The 12,848-nt window shown below is 43.6% G+C and carries 12 protein-coding genes; 4 read left to right on the forward strand and 8 right to left on the reverse strand.

Features of this window, described 5'->3' with window-relative positions:
* Nucleotides 1–101: 101 nt before the first annotated feature.
* Nucleotides 102–992, reverse strand: a complete 891-nt coding sequence (nhaR, locus tag L3V30_RS12945; protein WP_005381942.1) for a transcriptional activator NhaR — start codon at nucleotides 990–992, stop codon at nucleotides 102–104.
* Between the two features lie 386 nt (nucleotides 993–1,378).
* Between nhaR and L3V30_RS12950 the strand changes: the two genes are divergently transcribed.
* Nucleotides 1,379–2,524, forward strand: coding sequence for a Na/Pi symporter (locus tag L3V30_RS12950; protein WP_046874175.1), 1,146 nt, complete (start codon nucleotides 1,379–1,381; stop codon nucleotides 2,522–2,524).
* Nucleotides 2,525–2,672: 148 nt separating this feature from the next.
* Nucleotides 2,673–3,815 (forward strand): flavohemoglobin expression-modulating QEGLA motif protein, encoded by a 1,143-nt coding sequence (locus L3V30_RS12955; protein ID WP_237309061.1) that lies wholly within the window; start codon nucleotides 2,673–2,675, stop codon nucleotides 3,813–3,815.
* A gap of 71 nt (nucleotides 3,816–3,886) precedes the next feature.
* Here L3V30_RS12955 and L3V30_RS12960 read toward each other — a convergent pair whose 3' ends face one another.
* From L3V30_RS12960 to rppH, 5 genes are all read right to left on the reverse strand, one after another.
* The gene (locus tag L3V30_RS12960) at nucleotides 3,887–4,738 is read right to left on the reverse strand and encodes a thymidylate synthase (RefSeq protein WP_237309062.1); all 852 of its coding nucleotides are present in this window, start codon (nucleotides 4,736–4,738) and stop codon (nucleotides 3,887–3,889) included.
* 9 nt (nucleotides 4,739–4,747) lie between these two features.
* Nucleotides 4,748–5,569 carry a prolipoprotein diacylglyceryl transferase gene (gene lgt, locus L3V30_RS12965; protein ID WP_005381948.1) on the reverse strand — a complete coding sequence of 274 codons (822 nt, stop codon included), beginning with the start codon at nucleotides 5,567–5,569 and terminating at the stop codon, nucleotides 4,748–4,750.
* 87 nt (nucleotides 5,570–5,656) lie between these two features.
* On the reverse strand, nucleotides 5,657–6,448 hold the full coding sequence (locus L3V30_RS12970; RefSeq protein WP_006743341.1) for a sulfite exporter TauE/SafE family protein: 792 nt from the start codon (nucleotides 6,446–6,448) through the stop codon (nucleotides 5,657–5,659).
* A 6-nt stretch (nucleotides 6,449–6,454) separates the two neighbouring features.
* Nucleotides 6,455–8,701 (reverse strand): phosphoenolpyruvate--protein phosphotransferase, encoded by a 2,247-nt coding sequence (ptsP, locus tag L3V30_RS12975; RefSeq protein WP_237309063.1) that lies wholly within the window; start codon nucleotides 8,699–8,701, stop codon nucleotides 6,455–6,457.
* Between the two features lie 2 nt (nucleotides 8,702–8,703).
* Nucleotides 8,704–9,225, reverse strand: a complete 522-nt coding sequence (rppH, locus tag L3V30_RS12980) for an RNA pyrophosphohydrolase (RefSeq protein ID WP_005381953.1) — start codon at nucleotides 9,223–9,225, stop codon at nucleotides 8,704–8,706.
* A 619-nt stretch (nucleotides 9,226–9,844) separates the two neighbouring features.
* On the opposite strand from rppH, the gene mutH reads away from it, so the two are divergent.
* Nucleotides 9,845–10,525, forward strand: a complete 681-nt coding sequence (mutH, locus tag L3V30_RS12985; protein ID WP_237309064.1) for a DNA mismatch repair endonuclease MutH — start codon at nucleotides 9,845–9,847, stop codon at nucleotides 10,523–10,525.
* 15 nt (nucleotides 10,526–10,540) lie between these two features.
* Here mutH and L3V30_RS12990 read toward each other — a convergent pair whose 3' ends face one another.
* Nucleotides 10,541–10,852 carry a DUF6482 family protein gene (locus tag L3V30_RS12990; RefSeq protein WP_005397320.1) on the reverse strand — a complete coding sequence of 104 codons (312 nt, stop codon included), beginning with the start codon at nucleotides 10,850–10,852 and terminating at the stop codon, nucleotides 10,541–10,543.
* A gap of 154 nt (nucleotides 10,853–11,006) precedes the next feature.
* Between L3V30_RS12990 and L3V30_RS12995 the strand changes: the two genes are divergently transcribed.
* On the forward strand, nucleotides 11,007–12,041 hold the full coding sequence (locus L3V30_RS12995; protein ID WP_237309065.1) for an NADP(H)-dependent aldo-keto reductase: 1,035 nt from the start codon (nucleotides 11,007–11,009) through the stop codon (nucleotides 12,039–12,041).
* Between the two features lie 134 nt (nucleotides 12,042–12,175).
* Here the strand turns inward: L3V30_RS12995 and L3V30_RS13000 are convergent, their stop codons facing one another.
* Nucleotides 12,176–12,427: a hypothetical protein gene (locus tag L3V30_RS13000; protein ID WP_005397324.1), complete on the reverse strand. Its 252-nt coding sequence runs from the start codon at nucleotides 12,425–12,427 to the stop codon at nucleotides 12,176–12,178.
* Nucleotides 12,428–12,848: the final 421 nt, after the last annotated feature.

Genomic DNA, 12,848 nt, shown 5'->3' on the forward strand with positions numbered 1-12,848 from the left:
ATAGTTTTGCTCACTAAAACAAGTATCTTGAGTTACTTAGGTATTATTTAGAATTATATTTTTATTGATAGTAATCTATTTATTTGCGCAACGATACGGGTTTACTCAAACATTTGACTGAAATCAGCATCACAAACATTTTTTACCGCTGGGTGTTGGATCATTCGTTCCGCAAAAATCACGTAGTACTCTTCTTTTAACCCATCGACATGACCAATTAGCTGTAGATTTCGGTCGTCCTCAATCTCCGACATGTATACGGTCGGCGCTAAGAAAATCACATCATCGTGATACCGTGCGAAAGCCTTCATCAACGCGACATCATCAAACTCTCCCAACACATTAGGCTGAAGACCTTGACGATCAAACCACTGAATAACCTTACGCCCCATTGCTGTTCGGCTTGCAGGAATCAAAAGCTTTTTCTGTTCCAGAATCTCAGGGAAACGCACATTTTCAATTTCAGAAGAGGCGAAAAAGCTCATGCTGCTCTCACCTAGCTTTTTGCTATAAAGGCCAGGGCTTTGAGTTGAGTCAACGGGACAATCCGAGAGGATCATATCCAGCTTGTGCTGAGACAGTCGTTCAAGTAGCAATTCGTGGGTTGACTCATAACAGCGTAAATGAATACTGTTATCTTCCGGGACAGTCGTCATTAGTACTTTACTGACCAAGCGCTTAGATAACGCATCGGCTACGCCAACTTCAAACAGAATGTTCGAGTGCTGACTGTAATTGACGATATCTAACATCTCATAACTCAAACCAAACATTCGGTCGGCGTACTTAAAAACAAGTTGCCCTAACTCAGTTGGCTCAACTGTACGACCATTTCGTTTGGTTAACTTTCCTTTCATGCGTTCTTCAAGCGCTTTAATCTGCCCTGTCACGGTTTGCGGTGTTAGGAAAAGCGCATCGGCCGCTTTAGTTACAGAGCCCTGTTTGCACACCATCCAGAAATAATATAGATGGTTGTAGTTTAGATGTGACATGATCAAGTCCCGAAAAGAAAGTGATGCTTTTTATACCAAATGTGACAGAGACAAACAATAAACTCGACAAAACCATACAATACATTACAAAAACATAAGTTTTACCGAATATATAAAATTAATACTGTCATAAAAGTTGAACTGAGGCGCATTTTCTTTCTAAAGAAAACGCAATAACCACACAAAACGAAAGCCAAATTTATTCATTAAATTCAAACATTTAAAAACCTTCATTTTTCCCTACTCACACCACTATCAAAAAGAACAATAAAAATTACTCACAGCAAGAAATCTGTAATATTACTGAAATATTTGTTCTCTAACATCGCCCGCAGTTTCAACTACAGACCGAAAAATGAACTGAAAGGTCAACGGAGAAAATTATGATGAACCAAGCTACTTCAACAGTGGCGCCAATTTCGAGCACTGCTCGTTGGTTACGCTGGGCTAACTTGGCATTCATGTTGTATCTGCTTCTTCTAGCAGTATCTATGGTTGGTAGTGGCTTCAAATGGGCAACTGGCGATCAAGCTAAGGTGCTATTTGAGTTTGCCGCTCACCCTGTTGCAGGTCTAATGATCGGCTTGGTGGCAACAGCCTTAATTCAGTCCTCAAGTACTGTAACGTCTATTATTGTAGGTTTGGTTGCAGGTGGCTTACCAGTAGAAACCGCGATTCCAATGGTGATGGGTGCCAATATTGGTACCACAGTGACCAATACGCTTGTTTCTCTTGGTCACGTACGTTGTAAAGAAGAGTTCAAACGTGCATTTGCAAGCGCAACTATTCACGACTTCTTCAACTTACTTGCTGTTGCTATTTTCCTTCCGTTGGAAATGATGTTCGGCATTTTAGAGAAAGTTTCTCATTGGCTTGTTTCTCCACTACTTGCTACTGGCGATATGAGCATTAAAGGCTTCAACTTCATTAAGCCAATAACAAAACCAGTTGTGAGTGCAATTAAAGAGCCACTTTCAACATTCGGTGATACTGTTGGTGGCATCATGCTTATCGTTTTGGGTATTGCGACAATCTTCGTTGCAATTACGGTAATGGGTAAGCTAATGAAGAGCCTAATGGTTGGCCGTGCACGTGAAATTTTGAAAAACGCGATTGGTCGTGGCCCTATTCACGGTATTGTATCGGGTTCAATCGTGACTGTGTTGGTACAATCTTCATCAACAACAACTAGCTTGATGGTTCCACTTGTGGGTACAGGCGTTCTTAAAGTTCGTGATATTTACCCATTCACGCTAGGTGCAAACATTGGTACTTGTATTACGGCGCTACTAGCAGCAACAGCCGTATCGGGTGAGTTTGCGGTATTCGCACTTCAAATCGCTCTGGTACACCTAGTATTTAATATCATGGCAACACTGTTTATCTTTGGTATTCCGTTCCTACGTGAAATTCCAGTGAAAGGCGCTGAGATGATTTCTGAAATGGCTATCAAGAACAAAGCTGTTGTCGGTGGCTACTTAATGTCTGTATTCGTTATTTTACCAGGCGCGATCTTAGCCCTAACGACATAACAATAACTTACATACCATCGCTTATTGTTTAGGCTCCACATTGTGGGGCCTTTTTTGCGTTAATGACGCTGTTCAAATTCGTTGTCTGGTGATAATTTGAGCCATACCAGCATACTTATGCTGGGCTACCTCATTTGGAGTCGACAACATGACGCAGCTTAATGGCACTATTTCTGATCAGCTACTCGCAATAGACGAAAACCTAACTCAACTGGTTGCTGATATTGATATCCTCAGTAGCGTGAATCCTCTCAATTATGCTCAGGAAAGAGAGCGCTTTATTAAGAACAAATACTCTCAAGAGCCTAACTTCCAATACTCAACTACCAATCTAGATACTCACAGCGCAAAGCGACGTCTGTATGAACTGCCTTTAGAAAATATTCAAGACACCCAATTACAAAAGCTGTACGCGGATGTGATTCAGTCTTACGCAGATAAATTGGATCAAGTGAATACTATCGGTACACAAGAGTTTCTTTATAACTCCTTGCGCTATTACGGAGAGCCGAGCGCCAAAGATATTGCCAACGCCCATTTCATTTTACACCTTCCCACGGAAGAAGAGAGCAAACCGCAGCATGATAGCCGCGCGATAGCACACTTCATGCAAAACTTTGCTCAACGTAATGGATATGAGTGTGAAATACAGGTGTTGGATGGGATGTTAGCAAACGCACTCGTTTCGGGATCTCGAGTCAAAATTAACCACGCAGCATACATCACGACCGATGAGTTAGAGGCTCTCGCACATCATGAAATGGGTGTACACCTTCTTACTACGCTTAATGGTCGTCAACAACCGCTAAAGGTCCTGAGCTTAGGGTGCCCAGCCAATACCAACACCCAAGAAGGGCTGGCTATATTGTGTGAATATCTGTCAGGACATTTCAGTATCAAACGCCTAAGAACATTAGCCTTACGAGTCCTGGCGGTAGAGTCGATGATCAAGGAACGCGATTTCCGCCATACGTTCATGCTATTAAAAGAACAGTATAAAACGTCTGACCTTCAAGCATTTACAACGACTGCTCGTGTGTATCGAGGAGGCGGTTTGACGAAGGATTACTTGTACCTCAGAGGGTTCCGAGAGGTGCTCAATGCCTACGATAAACTGGGCAATGACTTTTCATTGTTGCTATGTGGGAAAACAGAACTGAAGTATTTTGAGCTTATTCACTCATTAGTGAGCAAACAAATATTCACCCAACCCAAGTTTATTAGCCCGGCACTGTCTGCACCGAAGCAGACCAACCCTATTCACCGCTATATTGTCAGTGCACTCAAGTAATATCTTCAAAGTACGAAAAAGCAAAAAAGCTCCATTCGGAGCTTTTTTCATATCTTGAAGAACAACACTGGTTACACTGAGAATGGGTAACGAATAGGGTCGTGATGCTCGTATCCTTCAACCCAAAAGTCATCCAGTGTGACCCATGTTTCCAGATCTTCTAGAGATTTAATCTCTGGATTGATGTGGAACGTCGGCGCTTTTAATGGTTCACGCTTCAACTGAACATCACGCATCAGTTCAAGCTGATCTTCATAAATGTGCGCATTCACAACCTTATGAAATGCCTGACCAGGTTTCTTGCCCGTGATTTGCGCCATGATCGCCAAGAACACGTAAACTTGAACCATATTGAAGTTTAAGCCAAGCGGTACATCACACGAACGCTGAGTACTGTTCAGGTAAAGCGTATCATCCAGCAATGAAAAATGGTGGCTATACATGCAAGGACGCAAGCACCCCATGTGGAATTCACCCGGGTTGTAGAAGTTCAAGATTTCACCGCGATCATCAACACCACGCGTTAAGTCATCCACTATCTTGCGTAATTGGTCAACATGCCCGCCATCAGGCTTCGCCCATGCGCGCCCCTGGACACCGTAGACACGGCCCATGTCGTCTTCACCTTTACGGTATGGATTATTTAACCAAGCATCATTTAGGTTGGCATTGGCATCCCAGGTTTTCGTGCCCAGCTTACGAAAATCTTCCGCATTATCGTAACCACGAATGTACCCTAGTAGCTCTGCAACGGCCGCTTTCCAAAAACTTTTACGTGTGGTTACCAACGGAAATTGATTGTTCGCAACATCGTAGGTTAAATCCGCGTTGATTACGGTCAGACAGCGCTTGCCTGTACGCTCATTTTCAACCCAAACACCTTGGTCAACGATGCGTTGACACAAATCTAAATACTGTTTCACACCAATACCTTACTTCGTCTTTTGTGGTAACTCGTCTTTGTAATGACCACGTTTGTATGCCCAAACCATCATTAGGACACCGATAACCACCATTGGCAGGGATAAAATCTGTCCCATGGAAATAAAGCCACCGAATAAACCCAAATGAGCGTCTGGTTCGCGCACGTACTCAACTAGGAAGCGGAATGTACCATATCCAGCTAAAAATAGCCCTGAAACAGAACCTAGAGGACGAGGTTTCTTGATGAACCAATTCAAGATGAAGAAAAGTACGATACCTTCAAGCGCCATTTCATAAAGCTGCGATGGATGACGTGGCAGTGGACCGCCATTTGGGAAAACGATCGCCCAAGGCACATCCGTTACTCGGCCCCACAATTCGCTGTTCATGAAGTTACCTAAACGCCCCATACCCAAACCAAATGGCACAAGCGGCGCGATAAAGTCGGCAACGCCGAAGAACGTTCGCCCGTTTTTGTGTGCATACCAGAACATCGCGGTAATCACACCCAGTAAGCCCCCGTGGAAAGACATACCACCGGTCCACACTTTAAACAAATACAAAGGGTCAGCCAGGAAAAGCTCAAAATTGTAGAAAAGCACGTAGCCAACACGGCCACCAATCACCACGCCAAGGAAGCCTGCGAACAACAAATCAGAAACCTGTTCTCGTGTCCAACCACTTCCCGGCTTATCCGCACGTCGGTTCGCCAACCATAGGGCGAACATAAAGCCCACAAGGTACATCAAACCGTACCAACGAACCGAAACAGGACCAATAGAGATTAAAACCGGATCAATATTGGGAAATTCAATATATCCCTGAGACATAAATCATTCTCTTCTTATCACAACAAAATAAATATACCCAAGTAACCTCTAGATGCTTGGTTCAGCGAGAATGACTTGGGTACAAACTTAGAGCAGCATGGTCGCTGCTACAAACATTAAGAACACCGCGAATATCTTTTTTAATACCGCAGTTGGAAGGTTAGTTGCCAGCTTCGCACCCACTTTTGTTGTGAGCATCGAGGCCATGGCAATAGCTAATAATGCTGGAAGATAAACATAGCCAATACTGTATGAAGGTAAGCCTTCCACTTTATAGCCATGTAAGATGAAACCGATCATACCAGAAATAGCAATCACGCAACCACAAACGGAAGATGAACCCACCGCTTTACGCATTTCTATCCCGTGTTTATTTAAAAATGGGACCGATAGTGAACCACCACCAATACCAGCAAGGCTTGATACGACGCCAATCCCCGTGCCATACGCAACGGTCACCGGGCTGCTCGGCATAGGTTTACTGCTCGTAACTTTAATGGAACGGAACATTTGTACTGACAGGCAAAGAACAATGACACCAAATACTTTCGGCAAGTAGTGCGTAGGGATCCACTCAGCAATATTGGCACCGACAAAACCACCTATAACCACACCTGGCATCAACCATTTTACGACGAACATATCGACATTGCCGAGCTTAAGGTGATTCATCGCCGATGAGCCTGACGTGACAATAATACTCGCTAACGAAGTGGCTAGGGCCATGTGCATACTCATTTCTGGAGAGATTCCAGCAAGAGGAAGCAAATACAACAAGGCAGGAACAACAATCAAACCACCACCGATACCGAGTAACCCCGCCATCACACCCACAAAAGCGCCTAGCGCCAACAATAACAAAAATAAAGAGACGGTCACGATTTCCTACTTTTTACCTGCACGGATAAAGCCCGCAAAGCCCTGTTGAATGAAGAAGTCATGCATCATTTGATGGATGTCCTCCCCGTAGGATTTTGTCATTGCTTGCTCCGCTAATTTTTCTAATTCTTCTTGTTGACTATGACGAATCAAATATTTCACCTTAGCCACGTTGGAGGTGTTCATACTCAAACTGGTATACCCTAACCCAAGTAAGAGAAGAGCGCCAAATGGATCACCCGCTAGCTCACCACAAATACACACGGGCACCTGATATTTATCACACACCTCATGGATTTGCTTAAGCGCTAACAGTACCGCAGGATGCATAGATTCATAGACATCCGCTACGCGCGAATTGTTCCTATCTACCGCTAATAAATACTGAGTTAAATCGTTTGTCCCGACAGAAACAAAATCAACACGGTGAGCAATCGTTGGCAATAAATACACCATTGATGGCACTTCGATCATGACCCCAACTTGTGGGAACTGAATTCTATCATCAAGCAACACGGCTTCGCTGTGGGCTTGATTAATCAAGCTAATGGCATCGTCTAGCTCTTTTACCCCAGACACCATTGGCAACAAAATACTTAAATTACCGCTTTCTGCACTCGCCCTTAACATTGCACGCAGCTGGATCAAGAAAATATCTGGGTGATCTAATGTAAAACGAATGCCACGCCAGCCTAGAAACGGATTATCTTCTTCGATCGGCAAATATGGCAAAGGTTTGTCACCACCAATATCCAAAGTGCGCATCACCACTCGTTGATTCGGATAACTGTTGAGTATCGCTTGGTATTGATGATACTGCTCATCTTCTGACGGAAAGTGATGCTGAAGTAAAAATGCAATCTCAGTTCGGTACAACCCAACTCCATCAACACCTGTATTGATGGCAATATTACTGTCTGCACTGAGCCCCGCATTGAGCATAATTTCGATGTGGTGATTGTCTTGCGTAACCGCTGGGAGTGCTAGGTCCTTGTTTACCATGGCAAACAATTCTGACTCTTCACTCACTAAGCTGCGATACTCTCGCAATAATTGACGGTTTGGCTCTAGGAAGATCTCGCCCGTATAACCATCCACTATCCCGAGTTTGCCATTGACCACATCCGGGTTAATGTTGGCGCCCATGACAGCGGGAACTCCAAGTGCGCGAGACAAAATAGCCGCATGAGAGTTCGCGCCACCTTCTAGTGACACGACGGCTAACAAAAACTCTTTAGGTACAGACGCGAGCAAGGTGGCTGTGAGTTCACTCGCCACCAAAATAATGGGACGATCAATTGCAGAATTTTCTTGCTCACTGTTATGTAGAAAATAGAGCAGCCTTTGCCCTAACTCTCGGATGTCTTGCGCTCTCTCGCGCATGTAGACATCCGACATTCTGGCAAATCGATTCGAGTATGATTCTACCACTTGGCGTAACGCCCAATCTGCCCTGTCTCCTTTTTCAATCTGTTTCTTCAAATCACCACGAAGCATCGGGTCATTGAGTAAGTGCGTAAACAGATCGAAGATCGCCAGCGCATCTTTGTTGATTTCACTGTCCAGCTTTTTCCGCATACGGCGAAAATCATTTAACGCTCGCTCTATGGCCACCAGCAATGTCTCGTGCTCACGTTCCTTATCTAACGTGGACGATGGGAAAACATCCGATAAACTCGGTTGGGTATTGTCGAACCAAAACTCTCCAATCGCGACACCAGTAGATGCAGGCAAACCTTTTAATACCGTGGGTTTAGATGCCAACTGCCAATGCCCAAGATTCTGCGCATGCGCAATAAGCACTGCTAGCTGAGCGGACAACGTGACAAGAAACGACTCTTCCATTTCACTGAACAAGCGCGGTGTTTTTTGCTGGATCACCAACACACCTAAAACTTGTTTTCGATGAATGATTGGAGTGGCTAAAAAGGAGTGGTAAATCTGTTCGCCGAGTTGAGGGAAAAATTTAAACTCGGGATGTTTTGAGGCTTCGGCAAGGTTGAGTGGCTCTGCGCTTCGTTTAACCAACCCAACCAAGCCTTCATTGAAGTTGATATGAATACTATCACCTTCAAAAATAAGGCCTTGAGTTGCCATTAACTCAAGGCGCTGCATTTCTTCATTAGCAAGATAGATAGTACAGCACTCAGTGCGAAGGGCAGCACAAGTCTCTTTCACCAATATATCGAGCGCCAGATGCACATCATCGACCCTGGAGACTTTCTCAACTATTTCCCTTAGCTGACTGAGCATGATTATCCTCTACGTTGCTTTTTTCTTTTCCCTTTCGCTTTTCTCTCTCGAAAAGGCATGGCTAAGGATGCAAACTCTTTCATCGCTCGTCGATAAACATCTCGCTTGAAAGAAACAACTTGCCTAACTGGATACCAGTAACTCACCCAGCGCCAACCATCAAATTCAGGGGATTTTCCGCGTTGCATATTAATACGAGATTCATCGCATTCTAATCTCAGCAGAAACCATTTCTGTTTTTGGCCGATACAAACAGGCTTGGAGTCCCAACGCACCAATCGTTTTGGTAGCTTATATCTTAACCAATGACGACTTGTTGCAATGATCTTAACGTCTTTTTTCGTTAAACCGACTTCTTCATATAACTCCCTGAACATGGCTTGTTCAGGAGTTTCACCTTCGTCAATTCCACCTTGTGGGAATTGCCATGAGTGTTGCCCGTATCGTTTAGCCCAGAAGACCTGACCATGGTTATTACATATCACAATACCAACATTAAGTCGGTAACCATCGCCATCTATCACTGGCTAACCTCTATGAATAAATTTTTTATTACCGTGATTTTTCCACATATCCCCATTACTAGCAAACTTACTGATGTGATATGAGCAAGATTTATTACCTTTTCACCATATTTGGATATCTTTTAATCAAATCATACCTTATCAACACAAGAGTGAGACATTGCCCACATTTATTCACCTTTTCTGTGAATAACTTTGTGAAGAATTCAATTCAAATGAGTAATTCAGTTCAATCCCATCAAAAGAAAAACAAATAAAGAAACAAGAAAATAAACATAAAACATTGATATAAAAATATTTATTTTCAAAAATAACGATAAATCGATCTTCAGTTTTTTGATGATCTTTTCACCAAACTCAGATCGGTCAAAGATCCACCAACAGGCTATTTATCCACACTCACCTGCTATTCGTTTAGATGATTACAACAAAATCAACCCCAAAAATGCATTTTAACCCCTGTTTATTCATACAGACCCCGTCAGGATCTTATCAATACCTTCTCCACCTGTGGATAAGTTATGAATTGATCGTTCCTACACCGCCTCGGTGAAATCTTAAACAGTAGATTTGGCCGGAGTTTGATAAACTATATTTTTTGTAATACCACCTTGTGACTATGAAACCAGAACCACAAACAGAAGCTGAGCTATTGGAACGAGCGCATGATGTGGCAGGACTCAGTTTTGCTGAGTTGGCCGCCGAGGCGAATATGATTGTTCCTGAAAACTTAAAACGTGATAAAGGTTGGGTGGGTCAATTACTCGAATGGCACTTGGGCGCCCCAGCTGGCAGTAAACCTCAACAAGATTTCGCAAAACTAGGGATCGAGTTGAAAAGTATTCCGATCAGTCACTCTGGCAAACCATTGGAAACAACCTTTGTTTCGGTGGCTCCCCTCACAGGTGTTCATGGTCTTACATGGGAAACAAGTCATGTTCGAAACAAGCTATCTCGTGTGCTTTGGGTACCAGTGGAAGGGGAACGAGAAATTCCACTTGCAGAAAGACGTGTTGGTAGCCCACTGATTTGGTCACCAGACGACGACGAAGAGCGTATTTTACGAAACGACTGGGAAGAGCTAATGGAGATGATCGTCTTGGGGAAATTTGATCAAATTTCCGCCAGACACGGAGAAGCGCTGCATCTTCGCCCTAAAGCCGCGAATGCAAAAGCCCTCACCGAAGCATATAGCTCAAATGGCAAGCCGATAAAAACTCTGCCCCGAGGTTTTTACCTCAGAACACAGTTTACTGAGCAGATCTTACTCAAGCACTACATCAGCACGCCATCTGAGTAATGTTGTTTCCGCCATTTAGTGCGTCACGAGCGATAACTCGATATCACAGTACGAGGCTGCCTCTTCAGTGCCACATTCGTCATACGCATTGTGCAGCCTTAAGTACGCTTTATCTACCCCTAACCTCAGCAGCTCTTCTTTCACCAAATCTAGCGAACCGAAATGTATCGGATCTTCACCGTCTTTAATCGGCTCAAGTTGATGCTTGTACTCCACTGCTAGCAAATAGTCAGAGACATCAGAACACCCAATCACAAATACTTTGGGAGTTTTATAAGTATCTTTATGGGGACCGTGTAACCACATGTCCAATTGATGCTTCTGCATAACGTACCTCCTTTACACGATCATTTAAGTGTAGTTAGGCTATGTATAGCTTTCGAGTTTGGTCTTCCTTTATACGTAAATCATTTGCGATAGCGGTTAAAAATCCCCTATATTGGAATCACTTATTTAGTCGGTAACTCTTCAAGGACGTGATATGCAATACACAAAACTACCGCACTCATCACTTGAGATCAGTAAAATCTGCCTCGGAACCATGACGTTTGGCGAGCAAAATACAGAAAAGGACGCCTTTGAACAGCTCGACTTTGCCCTTGATCATGGGGTGAATTTCATTGATACCGCAGAGATGTACCCTGTACCTCCCAAAGCGGAAACGCAAGGACTCACCGAGCAATACATCGGTAATTGGTTAGCAAAGAGCGGCAAACGTGAAAAAGTTGTGCTGGCAACAAAAGTGGCTGGCCCTCGTGGTGTCCCTCACATCCGAGACAACATGAGCCTTAATCGTCGCCACATCCATACAGCAATTGATGACAGCCTTAACCGCCTGCAAACGGATTATGTCGATTTATACCAATTACATTGGCCTCAACGCCAAACTAACTGCTTTGGTCAACTCAACTACCCTTACCCAGACAAACAAGAAGAAGTCACATTAATTGAAACCTTGGAAGCGCTGACTGAGCTAGTGAATGCAGGCAAAGTACGCTACATCGGTGTATCAAACGAAACGCCATGGGGTGTGATGTCATTACTGCGTTTAGCTGAAAAGCATGATTTGCCACGCATTGTCTCGATTCAAAACCCATATAACTTGTTGAACCGCAGCTTCGAAGTTGGCTTGTCTGAAATCAGCCACTATGAAGGTGTCCAGCTACTGGCCTACTCTCCACTGGCATTTGGCTGCCTAAGTGGCAAATACTTGAATGGTGAGAGACCAGAGGGTGCTCGATGCTCGAAGTGGGAGCGTTTTGCGCGCTACTTTACTCCTCAGGGGATAAAAGCGACCGAAGCTTACGTCAATTTAGCCCAAGAGCATGGTTTGGATCCTGCACAAATGGCACTCGCATTTGTCAATCAGCGCCCATTTGTAGCATCTAATATTATCGGCGCGACCAACCTCAACCAATTAAAAACCAACATCGACAGTATCGATCTAAAACTAAGCGATGAGCTCCTTACTGAGATTCAAGCAATTGGTACAACCTACTCGAATCCATGCCCTTAACAGTAAAGCTCCCCTCAAACGAAAACAGCTGACCTTCAAGGTCAGCTGTTTATCAAATGAAGTATGACTTCATATCGCACGTTAAGCGTGTTGAATGACTCGATAGCAACTCAGTCAGTCCAACACGCTAACGATTACGTCATTATTCGCGACGTTAAAACTCGACGAAGGTGACGAACTCGACGTTCAACTTTTACTGCATCCGGAACATTGGCGCGTGTGGAACGACCATCGCTATCTAAACCAATATCCCTCAATAGATGAACATTCGTCCATGGAACATCATGAGCAGTGCGGCGTATGGTTCGCTGCCATTGCTTTTCTTCGCGTTTAAGGTCTGCTTTCAATAGCAAAGTTGCCAGTTGTAAGTAAATAGAGTGACGCATAATATTTTCTCCGATTATCGATGTATTCGACTGGGAAAAATAGTGCGTAAAATGAACAGAGGTGTTCTGTTTATACTAAGCCGCTACTTTTCCGCAGCCTAGTAATAAATAAGATAGGTTACGGATTAATTTTTATCTTGTGAGCCAGTGGTACTGGTATCATCCGACTTAAGAGTCATCGGAGCGATAGGCATACGATCAGCGCAAGCAGTGGTGTTAACAACGTAATGTTTCATCTTGCGCCTCCTAGCTAAAAATTAATCCGTTTATGAAAGGTATAACTCATTGAGTTACGGTTAAATTGTAAGCTTTGATGAATATATATCAAACATTTTTTGTCTTTTTGATTAAAAACAAATCAATACACCGCAATTCAGTTTCATATACTTTTCTATATAACATATTCACCTAGGGAATATAT

The organism is Vibrio sp. A1-1 (genome assembly GCF_021728175.1).
GTDB classification, from domain to species: Bacteria; Pseudomonadota; Gammaproteobacteria; order Enterobacterales; family Vibrionaceae; genus Vibrio; species Vibrio diabolicus.

Excerpts from the sequence above, each read along its gene's own strand:
- mutH (WP_237309064.1), top strand. The coding sequence starts at position 9,845 with ATGAAACCAGAACCACAAACAGAAGCTGAGCTATTGGAACGAGCGCAT.
- L3V30_RS12955 (WP_237309061.1), top strand. The coding sequence starts at position 2,673 with ATGACGCAGCTTAATGGCACTATTTCTGATCAGCTACTCGCAATAGAC.
- nhaR (WP_005381942.1), bottom strand. The coding sequence starts at position 992 with ATGTCACATCTAAACTACAACCATCTATATTATTTCTGGATGGTGTGC.
- L3V30_RS12950 (WP_046874175.1), top strand. The coding sequence starts at position 1,379 with ATGAACCAAGCTACTTCAACAGTGGCGCCAATTTCGAGCACTGCTCGT.
- L3V30_RS12990 (WP_005397320.1), bottom strand. The coding sequence starts at position 10,852 with ATGCAGAAGCATCAATTGGACATGTGGTTACACGGTCCCCATAAAGAT.
- L3V30_RS13000 (WP_005397324.1), bottom strand. The coding sequence starts at position 12,427 with ATGCGTCACTCTATTTACTTACAACTGGCAACTTTGCTATTGAAAGCA.
- ptsP (WP_237309063.1), bottom strand. The coding sequence starts at position 8,701 with ATGCTCAGTCAGCTAAGGGAAATAGTTGAGAAAGTCTCCAGGGTCGAT.
- lgt (WP_005381948.1), bottom strand. The coding sequence starts at position 5,569 with ATGTCTCAGGGATATATTGAATTTCCCAATATTGATCCGGTTTTAATC.
- L3V30_RS12995 (WP_237309065.1), top strand. The coding sequence starts at position 11,007 with ATGCAATACACAAAACTACCGCACTCATCACTTGAGATCAGTAAAATC.